Consider the following 19,934-nt stretch of genomic DNA (forward strand, 5'->3'; position numbering starts at 1 on the left):
CGAACCCGTACCACCCTTTTTGGAGTGTCCGTGACGAAGTCAGAGCCGACTGTCGGACCGTGGGAGTTCCCCGCTTCCTTCGGCCAGGAACGGGTGTGGCTGGCCGACCAGCTCGACCCCGGCTCAACGGTTTTCAACCTGCCTGTCCAGGTCGTGCTGCCGGTGTCGGCGGAGGCCGACCAGATGACCGCGGCGCTGTCGGAGTTCGTCCGGCGGCATGAGCCGCTGCGCACGGCTTTCCGGCTCGACGACGGCGTGCTGACCCAGGTCGTGCACGCCGAGGTGCCGGTGGACGCGCGGGTGGAGGACCTCCGCGACCTGCCCGCCGAGGCCCGTGCCGCCCGGATCGCCGAGGCCGGCCTCGCCATGGCGCGCACCGCGATCCCGACCGACCACGCCCCCCTGTGGCGCGCCCTCCTGTCCCGGATCGCCGACGACCGGTGGATGGTCACGTTCGTCGTGCACCACATCGTGTTCGACGCGGGGTCCTACCTGGTGCTGTCCTCCGAGCTGGAGGAACTCGCCACGGCCGCCGTGCAGGGCCGGCCGGCCAGGCTGCCGGAGCTGGCGATCGGCTATCCGGACTACGCCGTCTGGCAACGTCAACAGCTCACCGACCAGGTCAAAGACCAGCATCTGGGGTACTGGCGGGGCCAGCTCGCCGGGGCCCCCGAGGTGCACACCGTGCCCACCGACCGCCCCCGTCCGGCGCAGCTCGGCTACGCCGGCGACGAGGTCCGGTTCGACCTGCCGGCGGGCCTGCTGGACGCGGTGACGGCCGCCGGCCGGACCCTGTCGGCGACCCCGTTCATGGTGTTCCTCGCGGGGTACGCGGCGGTGCTGTCCCGGCTGTCCGGCCAGGGTGACCTGGTCGTGGGCGTCACCACGGCCGGCCGGGACCTGCCCGAGCTCGAACCGCTGGTCGGCATGTTCGTCAACCAGCTCGCGATCCGGGTCGACACCGCCGCCGACCCGTCGTTCGCGGGCCTCGTCGGGCAGGTCCGCACGGCGATGCTGGACGCGATGGAGCACGGCGCGCTGCCGTTCCAGACCGTGGTCGAGGCGCTGGCGCCCCAGCGGGACCCGGGGACCCAGCCGCTGTACCAGCTGGGGTTCAACTTCATCCCGCACACGGGGATCGAGCCGCTGGCGTACAACACGACGAAGGACGATCTCGCGTTCGACGTGACGGCCGGCGAGTGCCGCCTGCTGTACCGCACGGACCTGTTCGACCGGGCCACCGCCGAGTCCGTGGTGGCCCGCTACCTGCGGTTACTCACCGGCGCGCTCGCCGCTCCGGACACGGCCGTGTCGGAGCTGCCGCTGCTGTCCGACGAGGAGCACGAGGCTGTCCTGCACGGCTGGAACGGCACGGCGGCCGACGTGCCCGAGCGCACCCTGCCCGAACTGTTCGCCGAGCAGGTCGCCCGCACCCCGGACGCGACGGCACTGCGGCACGGCTCCGAAACGCTGACATACTCCGAACTCTCCGGGCGCGTCGCACGGGTCGCGCGGCGGCTCCGGGGCCTGGGCGTGGGCCCGGAGAGCGTGGTCGGGGTGCACGCCGAGCCCTCGGTGCACCTCGTCGTGGGCCTGCTCGGTGTCCTGGAGGCGGGCGCCGCGTACGTGCCGCTGGATCCGGACCTGCCGGACGACCGGCTGGCCTACATGGTCGCCGACACCGGGGCGAAGGTGGTGCTGACCTGCGGGAAGCTGGCCTCCGAGGTCGAGCAGCTGCGGTTGGACGATCCGGATGAATGGGACGGGGCACCCGGGACCGCAGGTCCCGTCGCCGGGCCGGGCAACCTCGCCTACGTGCTCTACACCTCCGGCTCGACCGGCCGCCCCAAGGGCGTGATGGTCGAACACCGCTCGGTGACCGCCTACCTGGCCTGGTCCCGGCACACCTACCCCGGCCTGGCCGGGCGGGCGCTCGTGCACTCCCCCGTCGCGTTCGACCTCACCGTCACCGGCCTGTTCGGACCGTTGACGGCGGGCGGCACCGTGGAGCTGGCCTCCCTGGCCGAGCCGCCGGCGGAGGCGCCGACGTTCCTGAAGGCCACCCCCAGCCACCTGGCCCTGCTGGCCACGCTGCCCGACGAGTCCTCCCCCACCGGGGACCTGGTGCTGGGCGGGGAGGCGCTGTCCGCCGACGCCGTCGACGCCTGGCGGGCCCGGCACCCGGGGGCGGCCGTCATCAACGAGTACGGGCCGACCGAGGCGACCGTCGGCTGTGTCGCGGCCCGGATCGCGCCCGGGGAGCCGCTGCCCGCCGGGCCGGTGTCCGTGGGCCGGCCGATCTGGAACACCCGGATCCACATCCTCGACGCGCAGCTGCGGCTCGTGCCGCCCGGCGTACCCGGCGAGTTGTATGTCGCGGGGGTGCCCGTCACCCGGGGCTACCTGGGCCGGCCCGGACTGACCGCCGACCGCTTCCTGCCCTGCCCCTACGGTCCCCCGGGCCAGCGGATGTACCGGACGGGCGACCTGGCCCGCTGGCGGCCCGACGGCACCGTGGACTACCTGGGCCGGGCCGACGAGCAGCTCAAACTCCGCGGCTACCGGATCGAGCCGGCCGAGATCGAGGCGGTGCTGCGCGACCGGCCGGGTGTGCGCGAGGCGGCCGTGGTCGCCCGCGAGGACACCCCGGGCGACCCGCGCCTGGTCGGGTACCTGGTCGGCGACGCGGACCCGGCGACCCTGCCGGCGGCGCTCGGCGCGGTGCTGCCCGACTACATGGTGCCCTCCGCGTTCGTCGTCCTGGACGCGCTGCCGCTCACCCCGAACGGCAAGCTCGACCGGCGCGCCCTGCCCGCCCCGGGCCCCGCCGCCGCCCGGCCGTTCGCGGCCCCCGAGGGCGCGGCCGAGGAACTCGTCGCCGAGGTGTTCGCCGAACTGCTCGGCCTGGACCGGATCGGCGCGGACGACGACTTCTTCGAACTGGGGGGCAACTCCCTGCTCGCGATCCGGGCCATCGCCCGGCTCCGGAGCAGGACCGGCGTGACGATCCCGACCCGGGGTCTGTTCACGCACTCGGTGGTGGCGCAGCTCGCCGCCGAGATCGAACGCTCACTCGCCGAGGAGCTCGACCAGCTCAGCGACGCCGAGATCGAGCAGCTGCTCGCCGAGGAAGGTCCCGCATGACCGACACGAAGTCCGCCCGCGCGGCCCTGCTGGAGCGCCGGCTCCGGCAGCGCGCCGCCACCGCCGAGGGGCCGGCACCGATCCCGACCCGGCCCGCCGGCACCGCCCCGCCGCTGTCGTACCAGCAGGAACGGGTCTGGTTCATGGAGCAGTTCGCTCCGGGGACCACCTCGTACAACATCCCGGTGCCGTTGCGGCTGCGCGGGCCGATCGACCTCGACGCGCTCCGGCACGCCCTCGCGGCGCTGCCCGCCCGGCACGAGGCGCTGCGGATGCGGTTCCCGGCCGACGAGAACGGCCAGCCCACCGTGGAGGTCGCGGACACGGTGGAGGTGCCGCTGCGGATCGTGGCGGCGGCCGACGAGGACGCGGCGCGCGCCGTGGTCGAGGCGGCGGCGAGTGAGACGTTCGACCTGGTCAGCGGGCCGCTGCTGCACGCGACGCTGGTGTCGTTGGCCGAAGAGGACCACATCCTGCTGCTGTCCTCGCACCACATCGTCGGCGACGGCTGGTCGGTGGACATCCTGCTGCGCGACCTCGCCGCGTCCTACCACGGCGCGCGGGCCGGGACCGGGGCCGGACTGCCCGAGCTGCCGATCTCCTACGGGGACTTCGCGCACTGGCAGCGCGCCACCCTGGCCGGTACGGAGCTGGACCGCAACCTGGCGCACTGGAGCGAACGCCTGGCCGGCGTGCCCGCGCTGGAGCTGCCCACCGACCGGCCCCGGCCGGCGACCCAGACGTTCGACGGCGACTGGCACCTGTTCCACATCCCGGCGGAGCTGGCCGAGGACGTGGGCCGCCTCGCCCGCGAGCACGGGTCGACCCTGTTCATGGCCCTGCTCGCCGCGTACCAGGTGCTGCTGTCCCGGTACGCCGACCAGGACGACTTCGCGGTCGGCTCCTCCTCGGCGGGCCGGGCCCGGCCGGAACTGGAGGGCGTCGTCGGCATGTTCGTCAACATGCTGCCGCTGCGCGCCCAGCTGGCCGGCGACCCGACGTTCGTGGAGCTGCTCGACCGGACCCGGCACCTGGTGCTCGACGCCTTCGACCACGCGGACGTGCCGTTCGAGCGGCTGGTCACCGCGCTGGGCGTGCCGCGCAGCGTCAGCCGGTCGCCGGTGTTCCAGGCCATGTTCGTGCTGCAGAACTACGAGATGGGCCGGATCGACACGGCCGGCACCTCGGACCTGTCGTTCGAGTGGAACCCGATGGACCTGAAGGCCACCCGGTTCGACCTCGAACTGCACGTCGTCGAGATCGCCTCGGGGCTGCGCTGCCGGCTCGTGCACAACACGGCGCTGTTCGGCGAGTCGACGGTGGTCCGGATGGCCGGGCACCTGCGCGCGCTGCTCGCCTCTGTCGTGGCCCGGCCGGACGCGCCGGTGTCCACCCTGGACCTGCTGCGCGACGAGGAACGGGTCCAGGTCACCGACGGCTGGAACGCCACCGGCGCGGCCTTCCCCGACCAGGCGACCCTGCACTCCCTGATCGAGGCCACGGTCGCGGGCGCGCCCGACGCGGTGGCGCTGACGGTGGAGGGCACGAGCCTCACGTACGCCGAGCTCAACGCGCGGGCCAACCAGGTCGCGCACCGGCTGCGGGCCCTCGGGGTCGGGCCGGAGTCGCTGGTGGGCGTGTGCGCGCAGCGGTCCGTGGAGCTGCCGGTGGCCCTGTTGGGCGTGCTCAAGGCGGGGGCGGCGTACCTGCCGCTGGATCCGGAGTACCCGAAGGAGCGGTTGGCCTTCATGCTCGGCGACGCCGCCGCGCCCGTGGTGCTGACCCAGCGGGCGTTGCGCGCGGACCTGCCGGCGACCGACGCGCTGGTCCTGGACCTGGACGACCCGGCGGAGTGGTCCGGGCAGCCCGACGGGAACCCGGAGCCCCTCGCGGGGCCGACCAACGCGGCCTACGTCATCTACACCTCCGGCTCCACCGGCCGGCCCAAGGGCGTCACGAACACCCACCGGGGCATCGTGAACCGGCTCGACTGGATGCAGAAGGAGTACGGGCTGACCGCCGCGGACTCCGTGCTGCAGAAGACTCCGGCCAGCTTCGACGTGTCGGTGTGGGAGTTCTTCTGGCCGCTGCTGGCCGGCGCGCGCCTCGTGCTGGCCCGGCCCGGCGGGCACAAGGACGCCGGCTACCTGCGCGAACTCCTCACCGCCGAGCAGATCACCACCGCGCACTTCGTGCCGTCCATGCTCGCCGTGTTCCTCGCGGAGGACGGTGTCGAGGACTGCCGGTCGCTGCGCCGGGTGCTGTGCAGCGGCGAGGCGCTCCCGGTGGCCTCCGCCGTGGCGCTGACCTCCCGGCTGCCGGAGTGCGCGCTGTACAACCTGTACGGGCCCACCGAGGCCGCGATCGACGTGACGAGCTGGCACTGCCGTCCCGACGCGCTCGCCGACCTCGCCAGCGTGCCGATCGGCGCCCCGATCCAGAACCTCGCGGTGTACGTGTTGGACGCGCACGGCCGGCCCGCGCCGGTCGGGGTCCCCGGCGAGCTGCACCTCGGCGGCGTGGGCGTGGCGCGCGGCTACCACCGCCGGCCCGCGCTGACCGCCGACCGGTTCGTCCCCGACCCGTTCGGCACCACCCCGGGCGCCCGGCTGTACCGGACCGGTGACCTGGCCCGGTGGCGGCACGACGGGACCGTGGAGTTCCTCGGCCGGATCGACGGCCAGGTCAAGCTCCGGGGCCAGCGGATCGAACTCGGCGAGATCGAGGCCGCGCTGCTCGACCAGCCGGGGGTCCGCGAGGCCGTGGCCCTGGTCCGCGAGGACTCCCCCGGCGACCAGCGGCTCGCCGCGTACGTCGTCGGCGACGCCGTCCCGGCCGAGCTGCGCACCGCGCTGAAGGCGACCCTGCCCGACTACATGGTGCCCGGCACGGTGACCAGCCTGGACACCCTGCCGCTCACCCCGAACGGCAAGCTCGACCGGGCCGCGCTGCCCGCGCCGCAGGCCCAGCGCGACGCCTCCGCCGCCCTGGTCGAACCCGGCACCGACACCGAACGGGCCGTGTGGCGGGTGTGGGCCGACGTGCTCAACACCGAGGCGTTCGGCGTGCACGACGACTTCTTCGACCTCGGCGGGCACTCGCTGCTCGCGACCCAGGTGGTCGCGCGGCTGCGCAAGGTGCTCGACGGCGGCCGCGCGGTCGGGGTGATGGACCTGTTCGCGCACCGCACCATCGCCGAGCTGGGCGTGTTCGTCGACGGCGAGGGCGAGGCGGGGCCGCGCCGGCTGCTGTACGAGCTGACGAAGCCCGGGGCCCGGACCCTGTCGTACGTCTGCCTGCCCTACGGCGGCGGCAGCGCCATCGTGTACCAGCCGCTCGCGGACGCGCTGCCCGCCGGCCACGCCCTGTGGTCGGTGGCCATCCCCGGCCACGACGTCGGGCTGTCCGAGGAGGGCCTGCCCTTCGACGAGCTGGTCGAACGGGTGGCCGCCGAGATCCTCGAACGCGTCCAGGGCCCGCTGGTCCTGTACGGCCACTGCGGGGTCGGCAACGCCGTCACCGTCGGGGTGGCCCGCCGCCTGGAGGCCGCCGGCCGCGAACTGGAGGCCGTGTACATCGGCGCCATCTTCCCGTTCGCCCGGCTGAAGGGCGCGTGGGGCAACCTGCGCGCCCGGATGGAGAAGTTCCGCAGCAACCGGTTCTACACGAACTGGCTCGCGTCGATGGGCGTGGACACCAGCGAACTCGACCCCGAGCAGGCCGACCGGATCATCACCAACATGCGCGCCGACGGGGTCGCCGCGGAGGCGTACTTCACGGAGCTGTTCAACCACAAGGTCGACAAGCTCCGCGCGCCGATCATCTCCGTGGTCGGCTCCGAGGACCCGGTCACGGACTACCACGCCGAGCGGTACACGGAATGGCAGTTCCTCACCGACACCGTGGCCCTCGTCGTCCTCGACCAGGCCGGACACTTCTTCCTCAAGCACCGCGCCGACGAACTCGCCGAGATCGTCAGCACCGTGCACCCGGCGGTCCGGGCCGGCGACGTGCGGGCGGTCGAGGTGGCTGCCAAGGGCGAGGACGCGGCCTGGGCGCTGCACGACTGGCGGCACCCCGGCGACACCCCGCCGCCGGCCACCGTCGCGCCCAGCATGGGCCGGTTCCTCAGCGTGGCCGTCGGGCAGCTGGTCTCCTCGACCGGCTCGGCGCTGACCGCGTTCGCGGTGCCGATCTGGCTGTACACGAAGACGGGTTCCGTGGCCCAGCTCGGCCTGCTGTGGGCGGCGTCGCTGATCTGCGGGGTGCTCACCCTGCCGGTGGCCGGCGCGATCATCGACCGGACCGACCGGCGGAAGATCATGATGGCCGCCAGCTGCACGGCCGGCGCGATCCAGCTGACCCTGGCACTGCTGCTGTGGACCGGGCAGACCGCGCTGTGGCCGCTGTACGTGCTGCTGTCCCTGGGCTCGGCGGCCGGCGCGTTCCAGCGGATCGGGTTCCAGGCGGCCGTCCCGCAGCTGGTGCCCAAGCGGTACCTCGGGCAGGCCACCGGTTTGGCGCAGCTCAGCAACGGTTTCGCGGTACTGCTGATGCCGGTGATCGCCGCCGGGCTGTTCGCCGCGATCGGACTGGTCGGGATCCTCGCGATCGACGTGGCCAGCTACGCGCTCGCCGTCACGGTGCTGCTGTTCGTCCGGTTCCCCGACACCATGGGTTGGCGGCCGAAGGAACGGCTGCTCACCGCCATCGCGGGCGGCCTGCGGTACTCGTGGAACCACCGCGGCTTCCGCACCATGCTCGCGTACTTCGCGATCGCCAACATCTTCCTCGCCCCCGCCCTGGTGCTGCTGCCGCCGCTGGTGCTGTCGTTCGGCGGCCCCGCCCAGGTGGCCCAGGCGGTCCTCGCCGAGGCGCTGGGCGCGGTCGCGGGCGGCACCCTGATGGCCGTGTGGGGCGGCCCCCGCAGCCGCCGGATGATCGGCGTGCTGATCGGCAACCTGGGCATCGCCGCCGGCTGCCTCATCACCGGCCTGCACCCGTCCGTGGCCGTGGTCGCGGTCGGCGTGTTCACCATGGCCATGGCGATGACCGTCTCGCAGGGCATCTACGTGACCGTCGTGCAGGTCAAGGTGCCCCAGCGGTTCCACGGCCGGGTGTTCGCCCTCAACCAGACCATCGCCTGGTCGACCCTCCCGATCGGGTTCGCGATCCTGGCCCCGCTGGCCGTGCGGCTGTTCGGGTCCGCGATGGCCCCCGACGGCGCGCTCGCCGACTCCGTGGGCCTCGTGCTCGGCGTCGGCGCGGGCCGGGGCATCGGCCTCACCTACATCGTGTTCGCCCTGGTGATGGCCCTGATCACCGTCGTCGCGTTCCGGATGCGGATCCTGCGCCGGTTCGACACCGAAGTCCCCGACGCGCTGCCCGACGACCTCGTCGGCGCCCAGGAACGCGCGCGCCGCCTGGAAGAGAGGAAAGCGGCATGAGAGAACTCGTCGGCAACGGCCACACGTCGCTGGCCGTGCACACCGTGACCGAGTCGCTGGACGATCTCGACGCGATCCACGCCGACCTGGCCACCGTCGGGGCCGTGCTGCTGCGCGGGCTGCCCGCGGACCTGGACCTGTTCGACCGGGTGGTGCGGACCGTGGGCGGGGAGCCGTTGGAGTACACGGAGCGGTCCACGCCGCGCAGCGAGGTGCAGGGCAACATCTACACCTCCACGGAGTACCCGGCGGCGCAGTCCATTCCGATGCACAACGAGAACTCCTACTCCGACACCTGGCCCGGGCGGTTGTTCTTCGTCTGCCACACGGCCGCCGAGACCGGGGGCGCGACCCCGATCGCGGACAGCCGGGCGATGCTGCGCCGGATCCCGCAGGAGGTGCGCGACCGGTTCGCCGACGGGGTGGTCTACACCCGGGCGTTCCAGGAGGACCTGGGGCTGTCCTGGCAGGAGGCGTTCCAGACCGAGGACCGCACAGTCGTCGAGGGGTACTGCGCCGCGCACGGCCAGCAGTTCGAGTGGACGGACTACGGCCTGCGCACCCGGCACCACCGGCCCGCCACCCAGAAGGAACCGGTCACCGGCGAGGACGTGTGGTTCAACCAGGCCAACCTGTTCCACGTGTCCAGCCTGGACGCCGAGGTCAGCGAGATGCTCCAGGAGCTGTACGCCGTGCAGGACCTGCCCCGGCACGCCACCCTCGCGGACGGCTCCCCGATCACGGCCGCGGACCTGGACGCGATCCGGGAGGCCTACGACGAGGTGAGCCTCGCGCTGCCGTGGCGGGTCGGGGACGTGATGGTGGTCAACAACATGCTGGTGGCGCACGGGCGGCAGCCGTTCACCGGGGACCGGCGGATCCTGGTCGCGATGACGGCGGCGCCCTGACCGGTGGTGTGGTGCCGGCCCCGGGCCCGTGGACGTCCACGGGCCCGGGGCCGCTTGCGGTGTACCCGCCGGGCGCGTCCCCGTCGGAGCGGAGGGCGCGCCCGGCCCTGGTCACTGCTGTTTCTGGGCCGCCCGGTAGTCCTCGACGGGCAGGCCGCCGACGCCCCAGTTCTCCAGCTCGACCTCGTCGATGACCACGAACGTCGTCGCCGGATTCTTGTCCAGTACCTGCCGGAGCAGCTCCGTCACCCCGTGGATGAGCGCGGCCTTCTGCTCGCCGGTCGTACCCCCCTCGCGGGTGATCTTGATGTTCACGTACGGCATCAGGCCCTCCCGGTGACGTAGCCGCCGTCGACCCGCAGGATGTGCCCGGTCGTGAACGTGGCGTCGGCCAGGTACAGCACGGCCGCCGTGGTCTCCGAGACCTCGCCGATCCGGTCGAGCAGGGCCAGGCCGCCGAGCCCGTCGACGTTGGACGCGGCGTGCAACGGGGTGCGGATGATGCCGGGCGCGACCGCGTTGACCCGGATGCCGAGCGGGGCGAGTTCGGCGGACAGGCTGGTGGTCAGCGCGTGCACGCCGCCCTTGCTCACCAGGGGCGCCGAGGCGGGCAGGCTGGTCACGGCGTGGTCGATCAGGACGGTGCCGATGTTGACGACCGCGCCACCCGTGGCCTGCCGGGCCATCTGCCGGACCACGGCCTGGGTGGTGAAGTAGGTGCTCTTCAGGTTCCCGGTCAGGTAGCTGTCGAGGTCCTCCTCGGTGACGTCGAGGAACGGCTTGGCCCCGAAGATGCCGGCGTTGTTGACCAGCACGTCCACCGAGCCGAACCGCTCGACGGCGGTGCGGACCAGCGCCTCGCGGGTGGCCGGGAGGCTGTTGTCCCCGGCGACGGCGGCCGTCCGGTCGGGCTGGCCGAGGTCGGCGACGACGGCCTTGAGCTTGTCGGCGTCGCGGCCGTTGAGGACCACGTTCGCGCCCTGGTCGAGGAAGCCCCGGGCGATGTCGAGCCCGATCCCGCTGGACGAGCCCGTGACGATGACGGTTCTGGACATGTTCTCTCCTGTGCTGGGCCGGTCGATATACGACCGGTCGTCTTGGAATTGGGGCAAAAAAAGAGAGCCGGACTCCGGCCCTCCCGGTCACGGCCGGAAGTAGCCGTCGAGCTGGCGCCGCAGGCAGCGGTCGAGCGGTTCGAGCGAGCGGTCGATCTTCATCCGGATCACCGCGCCCTCCCACGACTCGACCAGCACGTCCGCCAGCTCCGTCGCGTCGATGTCCGCCCGGACCGTGCCGTCGCGCTGGGCGGCGGCGAGCGCGTCGCGCACGTCGTCCCGCCAGGCGCGGAACGCCACGGCCAGCGCGTCCCGACAGGCGTCGCTGCCGTCGAGCTCACCGGCCAGGTTCGCCAGCAGGCAGCCCCCGGCGAACCGGGCCTCCTCGAACGCGGCCATCTGACGCTCGAAGAACGTCCGCAGCCCGACCAGCGGGGCGGGGGCGTTCTCCATCGCGTCGGCCATGCTCCGGGCGGTGCAGTCGCGGTAGTAGCGGATGACGGCGACGCCCAGGTCCTCCTTGCTGGCGAAGTAGTTGTAGAACGAGCCCTTGGGCACCCGCACCTCGTCGAGGATCTGTTTGATGCCGGTGCCGTGGTAGCCGTTCTCCAGGAACGCGGCCGCACCCGCCTCGAGCAGCCGCGTACGGGTGCCGTCACTGAGTCTCGGTCGCGCCATGGGAAGAACATACGACCGGTCGTCTTGGAATGTCAACCAGTAATCTGGACGGCATGACCGTTCCTTCCCTCGCCGCCGAACTCGTCCTCCTCACCCGCGACGCCGCCGGCGGTTCCCGATTGGGTTCCGCCCAGCTCACCGCGGGCGTGGGCGGGGCGCTGCTGCTGGAGCTCGCGCTCGCCGAACGCATCGAGGTCTCGGGCCGCAAGGTCGTCGCGCGCGACCCCCGCCCGGTCGGCGACTCCCCCACCGACGCCGCGCTCGCCCGGATCGCGGCCGAGAAGGCCCGGACCCCCAAGGCTTGGGTGAACCTGCTCGGGAAGTACGGCCGGCAGCAGGTGCTCGACCAGCTCGTCGCGGCCGGGATCCTGCGCGCCGAACACGACAAGGTCCTGCTCGTCTTCCCCCGGACCCGCTACCCGGACGCGCACGGCGCGACATCCTCCGCCGAGGCCGACGCCCTCGGGCGGATCCGGGCCGCCGTCACCGGGACCGGGGAGGTCCCCGCCCGCACCGCCGCGCTGTGCGCCCTGATCGGCGCGGTCGGGTTCGAGAGGAAGGTCTTCGGGGACCTGCCGCGCGGCCAGGTCAAGGCCCGGCTGAAGGAGATCAGCGAGGGGGCGTGGGCCGCCGACGCGGTCCGCAAGGCCATCGCGGAGGTGCAGGCGGCCGTCCTGGCCGGCGTCGCGGCCACGACGGCCGCCACGGCGGCGACCAGCGGTTAGGGCCCGGCCCGGTGCGACGCGCTGGGCGGGGCGCGCCGGGCGGGACGGGACGCGGGTGGGTGGCGGCCGGTGTGACGCGGCGGGGCGGGTGGGGCAGTGCCGGCGGCCCGGGGTGCGGCCCGGGATACCGTAGGTGATGCCCGAACAGGAAACTCCCCGCGCCTCGACCGCCCCGCTCGGTAGTCACCGCTCCGCCGAACGGCTCTCCGAGCGCACCGGCCTGCGGGTCAAGCCCAGCGACATCGACGACCTCGCCGCGGCCGGCGCGCTCGTACCCGTCGGGCAGTACAAGGGGAATCCGATCTTCCGGCTCAACGACCTCGACGGGGTCGACAAGGACCAGATCGCGGAGATCGTCGAGCGACGGCAGAACTGGCGGGCCGTCAGCAAGTCCGCGAGCGGGGCGCTGGAGCTGCTCGGCTGGAACAAGGAGGACTTCCAGCGGCTCACGGCCGAGCGGGGCATCGAGCCCGGCGCGGGCGGCCGGTACGCGGTGGCCGACCTGGAGGTCCTCGCCGCCGACCCGGCGCTCGTCGCCGAGCTGGCCGCCGACCGGCTGCTGACCCTCGACGAGGCCGCCGCGCACCTCGGGGTGCGCCGCCTCGACCTCGACTACTGCCTCGCCGCCGGCTGGCTCAGCCCGCACGCGCACCGCCGGGCCGCCGCCGGCCGGAACAAGGGCGCCACGGTCACGGTGCCGATGTACCGCACGGCCGACGTGGACGCCCTCCTCGACGTGTACGGCGTGGACTGGGCCGAGGTCCGGGCCGCCCGCCCCGGGGTACCGTCGCCGCTGGCCGAGTGGACCCGGCTGCCCGCCGAGCGCGCCGCCGCGATCCGGCGGTTCTGCGCCGACCTGGCCGCCGGGTACCGGATCGAGGTGCGCGCGACCTGGCGGGCCGAGACGGATATCTGGGACGTCGAGTGGACCCGCGACGGGGCCGGCGAGCCGACCGTCGAGCAGGTGGAACGCGCGGTGGACGCGCACCCGGTGCGGGCGTACTGGCCCGACATGGAACTGCGCGCCTAGCGGTGCCGGAACCCCGGCGGCCGGGTGGCCACCGGGGTTCCGTCGGCGCTCCGGTCAGCGGCTCCACACCACCGAGCCGTCCGGGGCGTAGACGACCACGTTGCCGTCGTTCTGCACCGCCAGGAGGTACGCGGCGTCCGGACGGCCGCCGGTGCCCGAGTTCCACACCGGGTGGCCCGTGCTCGTCGTGAGCACCAGGTTGCCGTCCCGCTGCAGGGTGACCCGGCTGCCCGGGACCGTCGTGCGGGTGCTCCACACGTCCGCCCCGTCCGGCCCGTACTCGACCAGGTTGCCGTCGGACTGCATGGTCAGCGAGTACCGCCGGTCCGCGGACCGCACCGTCCAGCCCACCAGCAGCGTGCGCCCCGCAGCCAGCACCCGGTCCACCCGGTTGTCGACCCAGAGGGCGGACCCGGTCGGCGGGCTGACCGCCGCGGTCCCGTCGTCCCGCACGGTCAGCGTGTACGCGGCGTCGGCGTTGCCGCCCGTGCCCGAACTCCACAGCGCCGCGCCGTCGGCACCGCGCACCACCAGGTTGCCGTCCCGCTGGAGCACCGCCGAGGCCCCGGGGTGCCCGCCGGTCTCCGACGACCACAGCGCCCGGCCGTCCGGCGCGTACAGCACCAGGGTGCCGTCCTCGTGCATCAGGAGCAGGCCCCGCCCGCCCGGCGCGCGCAGCGACCAGCCCGGCCGGAGGGTCGAGCCGGCCGGCAGCAGGCCGTTGGTGCGGCCGGTGGACCACAGCGCGGCCCCGCCGGCGGCGTACACGACGAGGTTCGCGTCGCTCTGCACTGCCAGCACGTGGTCGCCGTCGGGGCGGCCACCGGTGCCCGAGTTCCACAGCGCCGCGCCGTCGGCACCCCGCACGACGAGGTTCCCGTCGCGCTGGAGCACCGCCGTCGCCCCGGGGTGCCCGGCGGTGTTCGACGACCAGAGCGCGCGGGGGTCGGCGTCCCCGGTGAACTGGACGAGGTTCCCGTCGGCCTGCATGACCAGCCGGTACTGACCGTTGGCCGTGGCGACCGACTGACCGGCGGCCAGCGACTGCCCGGCGGTGAGCCTGCCGGGCGCCCGGACCGCGAGGGTCGGCGCGCCGGGCGCCGTCGGGAGCTGGTCGAACACCCGGACCGGCACCCGGACCACCTGGGCGGACCAGGACGTGCCGAAGCCCGACGCGACCACCTCGTTCGGGTTGCCGAACACGAACCGTTTGCCGCCGTACACGTCGGCGGTCCCGGTGCCGGTGCCGTCGGCCCAGCCCTGGATCAGGGTGCCGTCGCGCAGGGTCGTCGGCATGGCCTTCACGACCCGGACCGGCAGGAGCGTCACGTCCGACCACTGGTACCCGAGGGCGAAGAGTTCCTGTTCGGTGTGGAACCCGATCCGGGCGCCGCCCGCCCCGAGGAACACCGAACTCGGGTCCACGCCCGACTCCGGGGTCGCGTCCGGGGCCCGGAACACGCCGCCGTCGCCGACCCGGGCGAGCATCGTCCTCGCCACCCGGGCGGGCAGCGGCACCACGTGCTCCCAGCGGTAGCCGAGGCCGAGGAACTCCTGCTCGGTGTGGAACCCGATCCGGCCGCCGCCGACCGCGACGAACACCGACTGCGGGCTGATCCCGGAGTCCGGGGTCGCGTCCGGCGCGCGGAAGACCGTGCTGTTCGCGATCCGGGTGGGCAGGGCCCGCAGGGTGCGGACCGGCACCAGATCGACGTCCGACCACTGGTAGCCGAGGGCGAAGAGCTCCTGCTCGGTGGCGATGCCGACCCGCGCGCCGCCGACGACCAGGAACACCGACTGCGGGCTGATCCCGGACCCCGCGGTCGCGTCGGGCGCCCGCAACACGGTCCGGTCGGCGATCCTCGTGGTGATCAGGTGGAACGCCCGGGTCGGGATCGCGCGCACCTTCGTACCCCAGTCCGTGCCGTGCCCGGCGGCCACGACCTCCTCCGGGGAGTGGAAGTCCACCCGGCCGCCGCCGACCATCTCCGCGACCGCCGTGGACGCGCCGCCCCCGGTGCCCTGGATCAGGGTGCCGTCGGCCGGGAGGTCCGCCGGGATCATGTTGAACGCCCGGACCGGGATGCCGCGCACCTTCGAGGGCCAGTTCGTGCCGTACCCGGCGTCGATCACCTCCTGGGGGTTGGCGAAGTCGACCCGGGAACCGCCGACCATCATGGCCACCGGCGTCGAGCCGTTCGTGCCCTGGACCAGGGAACCGTCGGGCGGGATGTTCGCGTGCATCAGGGTGAACGCCCGGGTCGGGATGGCCCGCACCTTCGACCGCCAGTCCGTGCCGTACCCGGCGTCGATGACCTCCTGCGGGTTGGCGAAGTTGATCCGCGCGCCCGCGACGAACATCGCCACCGGGGTGTCCCCACCGACGCCCGCGCCCTGGACCAGGGTGCCGTCGGCCGGCTGCTCCCCCAGGCCCTGGAACGCGTACGTGGACACCGCGACGACCCGGCTCGACCAGTCCGCGCCGTGGCCGGTGTCGACGACCTCCGCCTCGTTGGCGAAGTTGATCCGGGCGCCGCCGACCGTGGCCGCGACCGGGGTACCCACGCCGCCGTCCCAGCCCTGGAGCAGCTGCCCGTCGGCCGGCACGAGGTTCATGTGCTCGCGGGCGTCGATCGACCAGTCGGAGATCCGCGGCGGGGTGCCACAGTTGACCGGCGCGTCGCAGTGCGACTGCCAGAGCGGCGCGCCGCCGACGAAGAGGTACACCCGACCGCGCTGGTCCACGGCCGAGGACCCGTTGCGGGGCGTCGCCGGCCCGGCGTCGATCACCGACTGGCGGGTCGGCCGGGACTGCGGCTGGCAGATGCCCCCGTCGCAGGTGGCCTGCCAGACCGGCGCGCCGCCGACCATCTTGTAGATCCGCCGGGTGTCGGTGGTGTGCAGGACCGTGCCGTCGGCCAGGCCGTACACGGACTCGACCGGCTGGGGTCCCGGGGACGGCGGGGTGACCCCACCGCCGCCCCCGCCCTCGGCCCGGACCGGGTACCCGTCGTACCAGATGTTGAATCCGACGCTCTCCGGCACCTCGACCGTGTACCGGGTGGGCATCCACGGGAAGACGTCCAGACCGCAGTTGGTCCGGTCCCGCTCGTAGATGGCCCGCTGGGAGAAGCCGCCGTACTGCACGTTGAAGGTGCGCCCGCCCACGACGCCCGACCAGCTGAACTCATCGGTCTTCTCGCCGGTGAAGGACAGCGAGGTGGTGTTCTTCAGCCCGCCGTCCACCTTGAACTTGGCGACGGCGAAGCCCAGCTCGACGCCGCCGCTGACGGACATCTCGAGGGTCTCCGTCTGGGTGAACGTGAACTTGAAGATGCTCTTGCCCGAGACGCCGTCGGGCGCGCTGCGGGACTGGATCTCGCCCCGGCCGCGGAACACCTTCTGTTGCGAGCCGGCCACCATGCGCCAGTTGGGCTGGGGACACGCGGCCTGGGCGGCCGTCGGAGGGGTGACGGCGGTGGCCAGGGCGACCGCCGACGTGCTGAGGAGTAGGAGGGACAGGGCAGATCTCACGAAACGCATCGGGCCTCCATGTTCGGATCCACCAGGTCACCGTAGGAACGCCTCCTGTCATGCCGCTGCCACGCGGCTTCCACAATCCTTCACCCCATTTGCGCGGTACCGGAGGGCCGTCCACTGTGCGTACCCGTCGAAGGGTGTTGATCTTTCGGGGTTTCCGTGATCGGGCGGTCGGGCGGTGGGCGGGTTCCGGGTAGGCTCGGCACCGCGCGCGGCGGCCCGGCCCGACGCGTCGCCAGGCGTCCCGCGCCGCTCGGCCGGGGAGGATTCGACGAGTACTGGAGCGTGGCGTGGTCGAGGGAACCCGGATCGTCGGCGGACGCTACAGCCTGGGCGAACGCATCGCCGCCGGCGCGATGGGCGTCGTCTGGCGGGGCCAGGACCTGCGCCTCGGCCGGGTGGTCGCGATCAAGGAACTCCTGCTCCGCGGCGCCGGCGACCCGATCGCCGTCTCCGAGGCCAAGCGCCGCGCCATCCGGGAGGCCCGGATCGCGGCCCGGCTGCACCACCCCAACGCCGTCACCCTGTTCGACGTCGTCGAGGACTCCGACCAGCCCTGGCTCATCATGGAGTACCTGCCCTCGCAGAACCTCACCATGGTCCTCGCCGAACGCGGCCCCCTGTCACCGGTCGAAGTCGCCGGGATCGGCCGGCAGCTGGCCTCCGCGCTCGCCGCCGCGCACGCCGCCGGGATCGTGCACCGGGACGTCAAGCCGGGGAATGTGCTGGTCACCCCGCACGGAACCGTGAAGATCACGGACTTCGGGATCTCCCGCGCCGTCGGGGACGCGACCATCACCGCCGCGAGCATCATCTCCGGGACGCCCGCGTATCTGGCGCCGGAGGTCGCGCGCGGCGGCGACGCCGACCACCCGTCGGACGTGTTCTCGTTGGGGGCGACGCTGTACAGCGCGGTCGAGGGGATGCCGCCGTTCGGGACCGACACGAATCTGATCGCGTTGCTGCACCGGGTGGCCGGGGGTGTGCTGCGGCCGCCGGTGCAGGGTGGGGTGTTGACGCCGGTGTTGTTGGAGATGCTGCACCGGGATCCGGGGGCGCGGCCCGGGATGGCGGAGGTGGCTGAGCGGTTGGGGGGGTTGGCTGGGGGGAGTCGGCCGGGGGCGCGGGGCAGGTCGGGGGCTGGTCTGCCGGGGGCTGGTCTGGCTGGGGAAGGGTTGGCGAAGGAAGGGTTGGCGCCCACTCTGATTTCTCCTCTGGGGCCTGGGGGTCGGTCGATTCTGGGTTCGGCCGGGGGGTTGGGTTCTGTTGCCGGTCGTCCGACGGCGGATTCGGCCGAGGCCTCGGCTGCTGTGGCCCGGTCCGCCGGGGCTTCGGAGTTGGCGTCGGGGGCGGGTGCGGCCGGGACCTTGGCCGGGGAGGTTGAGTCTGGGGCGGGTTCGGCCGGTACCTTGGCCGCGGAGGTTGAGTCGGGGTCCGCGCCTGCCGTGGCTTCCACCCTGGATGCGGAATCGGGGGCGGCTGGAGCGTCGGCTCCGGCCTCGTCCCGGGGCTCGGATTCGGTGCGGGCTGGGGCGGTGGCCCCGGATGTGGGCCGTGAGGTCGAACCATCGTCCGGCCCCGACCTGAGTCCGGATCGGGGCGTGGCTCCGCATCCGAACCCGGACCTGGAGTCCGGAACGGCTCGGGGCTCGGGCCTGGGCTCCGGTGAGGGGCCGGTTGCGGAATTGGACTCCGATGCGGGGTCGGCCGTGAACCTCTTCTCGGAATCGGAATCGGCGTTGGCAGTCGTGCCGGAGGCCGGGGCGGGTGCAGCGACTACGCCCGACATGGAGTCCGGGTCGGGCGCTCGATCCGCATCGGGGCAGGGGTCTTTGGCTGCTGCGGGCGGAGGGGCGGACCAGGGATCGACTGTCGGTTCTGATTCGGTGTCGGTTCAGAAGCCAGCCTCTGCGCCGAGTTCGGGGGCGACTTCGGGTTCGGCCTCTGGCTCGGCCTCTGGCTCGGCTTCGGCCTCTGGTTCGGGTTCGGCCTCTGGTTCGGGTTCTGGCTCGGGGGCGACCTCGGATTCGGCTTCGAGCTCTGGGTCTGCTTCGACCTCGGGGCCGACTCCGGCGTCGGGTTCGACTTCGGGTTCGACCTCGACCTCGACCTCGACCTCGACCTCGGCTTCGGGTTCGGGTTCAGGCACTACGACTGCGGCGGCGAAAGCGGCACGGGTCGCGGCCGTCGTGGAGGCGGCGAGGGCCGGGGCCCGGGCGTCGGCCCGGACCCGGGGCTCGGCCGTGGCCGGGGCGTCGGGATCGGAGACGGCCTCGGGTTCCCGGCGAAAGTATGTGCTGGTCGCAGCCGTCGTGGCGGTACTCGCCACCGCCGGCCTCGTGGCCGTACTCGCCAACAAGGACGACACTCCCGGTGCCACCGGGCCACAGCCGACCTGGTTCAGCTCCGCCGGTCGGCCCACGCCCGCCGGGTCCACCAGCCCCTCGCCTCCCGGATCATCCGCCGGTTCCCCCTCCGCCCCGTCCGCCTCCCCGTCGGGCCGGGCTCCGGAGGGAGCGGCCATCACTCCGCTGCGGGCGATCGCGGATTACTACGCACTGATGCCGGGCGACACCCAGGCTGGCTACGCCCGGCTCTCGGACCGCTTCAAGCAGGACCGCGCGCGATCGTACGGCGACTACCAGGCATTCTGGGGCCAGATCCGGTCGGTGACCGCCACCGAGGTGACCGCTGTGGACGAGAAGACGGTGTCGGCGACGATCACGTACACGACCTCGTCCGGCGAGACCTCCCAGGAGCGGCACGTGTACGGCCTCGTGCAGGTGAACGGCCAGTGGGCCATCGACAGCCAGCGCATGGCCTAGCTCGCGGACAACGCCCACCGGCCCGGTCCGACATCAGGCACGGTCACCTTCCGCTGCAGTCGCCACCTGGCCGCCACCGGGAACTCGTCACTTCCTGGCTTTGGTGTACGTGCACATCTCGTACTCGTCGGGGTCGCCGATGAAGTCGTAGAGGTGCTGGTCGTCGACGATCTGGAAGGTCTGGTGGGGCGGCCCGGTCTCCAGGGTGAGGACCTGTTCGGGGTCGAAGCTCTCGGGTTCCTCCAGGGTCCAGGTACCGGAGTCGTTGATCCGGACCGTCCCCGGGATGTCGCGGTCGTCGCCACACTCGAGGACGTCGGTTCTGGTGAAGGTGCCGTCGGCGTTGATGGTGAGGGTGCCGCCGTGCGGGCCGTTCCAGTTGCCGACGACGTCGGCGGCCACGACGTCCGGGGATGGTCCGACCCAGCCGCAACAGCAGCACGAGGCGAGGCTGCAGCCGCCGAACAGGACCGCGATGAGCGTCCAGCGGGCGGCGAACCACGCCCGACCTTTGAACACGTTCAACATGGGCGCAGCCTAGCGCGGGCCGGCACGGTTACGGGGCCCCGCTCCCCCATCGTG

11 protein-coding genes are annotated in these 19,934 nt (G+C 73.1%); 6 read left to right on the forward strand and 5 right to left on the reverse strand.

What is annotated here, in order from left to right:
* The first annotated feature begins 30 nt into the window (after positions 1 to 30).
* Genes PT931_RS09050 through PT931_RS09060 form a run of 3 tightly spaced genes read left to right on the forward strand, consistent with a single transcriptional unit; the run spans position 31 to position 9,499 of the window.
* On the forward strand, positions 31 to 3,144 hold the full coding sequence (locus tag PT931_RS09050) for a non-ribosomal peptide synthetase (protein ID WP_456245243.1): 3,114 nt from the start codon (positions 31 to 33) through the stop codon (positions 3,142 to 3,144).
* On the forward strand, positions 3,141 to 8,591 hold the full coding sequence (locus PT931_RS09055) for an amino acid adenylation domain-containing protein (RefSeq protein WP_456245244.1): 5,451 nt from the start codon (positions 3,141 to 3,143) through the stop codon (positions 8,589 to 8,591). The genes PT931_RS09050 and PT931_RS09055 overlap by 4 nt, the downstream gene beginning before the upstream one ends.
* On the forward strand, positions 8,588 to 9,499 hold the full coding sequence (locus PT931_RS09060; protein ID WP_456245245.1) for a TauD/TfdA family dioxygenase: 912 nt from the start codon (positions 8,588 to 8,590) through the stop codon (positions 9,497 to 9,499). Before PT931_RS09055 ends, PT931_RS09060 begins: the two co-directional genes overlap by 4 nt.
* 111 nt (positions 9,500 to 9,610) lie before the next feature.
* On the opposite strand, the gene PT931_RS09065 is transcribed toward PT931_RS09060, so the two are convergent.
* From PT931_RS09065 to PT931_RS09075, 3 genes are all read right to left on the reverse strand, one after another.
* The gene (locus PT931_RS09065) at positions 9,611 to 9,823 is read right to left on the reverse strand and encodes a tautomerase family protein (RefSeq protein ID WP_456245246.1); all 213 of its coding nucleotides are present in this window, start codon (positions 9,821 to 9,823) and stop codon (positions 9,611 to 9,613) included.
* Complete coding sequence (locus PT931_RS09070) at positions 9,823 to 10,554, reverse strand: SDR family NAD(P)-dependent oxidoreductase (RefSeq protein ID WP_456245247.1); 732 nt, start codon at positions 10,552 to 10,554, stop codon at positions 9,823 to 9,825. The genes PT931_RS09065 and PT931_RS09070 overlap by 1 nt, the downstream gene beginning before the upstream one ends.
* A gap of 87 nt (positions 10,555 to 10,641) precedes the next feature.
* Positions 10,642 to 11,232 carry a TetR family transcriptional regulator C-terminal domain-containing protein gene (locus PT931_RS09075; RefSeq protein WP_456245248.1) on the reverse strand — a complete coding sequence of 197 codons (591 nt, stop codon included), beginning with the start codon at positions 11,230 to 11,232 and terminating at the stop codon, positions 10,642 to 10,644.
* Between the two features lie 53 nt (positions 11,233 to 11,285).
* On the opposite strand from PT931_RS09075, the gene PT931_RS09080 reads away from it, so the two are divergent.
* Together PT931_RS09080 and PT931_RS09085 are read left to right on the forward strand one after the other, a co-directional pair.
* The gene (locus PT931_RS09080) at positions 11,286 to 11,957 is read left to right on the forward strand and encodes a GOLPH3/VPS74 family protein (protein ID WP_456245249.1); all 672 of its coding nucleotides are present in this window, start codon (positions 11,286 to 11,288) and stop codon (positions 11,955 to 11,957) included.
* 136 nt (positions 11,958 to 12,093) lie between these two features.
* Complete coding sequence (locus tag PT931_RS09085; RefSeq protein ID WP_456245250.1) at positions 12,094 to 12,987, forward strand: hypothetical protein; 894 nt, start codon at positions 12,094 to 12,096, stop codon at positions 12,985 to 12,987.
* A gap of 54 nt (positions 12,988 to 13,041) precedes the next feature.
* On the opposite strand, the gene PT931_RS09090 is transcribed toward PT931_RS09085, so the two are convergent.
* Positions 13,042 to 16,530 carry a hypothetical protein gene (locus PT931_RS09090; protein ID WP_456245251.1) on the reverse strand — a complete coding sequence of 1,163 codons (3,489 nt, stop codon included), beginning with the start codon at positions 16,528 to 16,530 and terminating at the stop codon, positions 13,042 to 13,044.
* Positions 16,531 to 16,817: 287 nt separating this feature from the next.
* On the opposite strand from PT931_RS09090, the gene PT931_RS09095 reads away from it, so the two are divergent.
* Positions 16,818 to 19,352 carry a serine/threonine-protein kinase gene (locus PT931_RS09095; RefSeq protein ID WP_456245252.1) on the forward strand — a complete coding sequence of 845 codons (2,535 nt, stop codon included), beginning with the start codon at positions 16,818 to 16,820 and terminating at the stop codon, positions 19,350 to 19,352.
* Between the two features lie 87 nt (positions 19,353 to 19,439).
* Here the strand turns inward: PT931_RS09095 and PT931_RS09100 are convergent, their stop codons facing one another.
* A complete protein-coding gene (locus PT931_RS09100) occupies positions 19,440 to 19,880 on the reverse strand; it encodes a hypothetical protein (RefSeq protein ID WP_456245253.1) in 441 nt (146 codons plus the stop codon).
* Positions 19,881 to 19,934: the final 54 nt, after the last annotated feature.

This window comes from Longispora urticae (assembly GCF_053902585.1).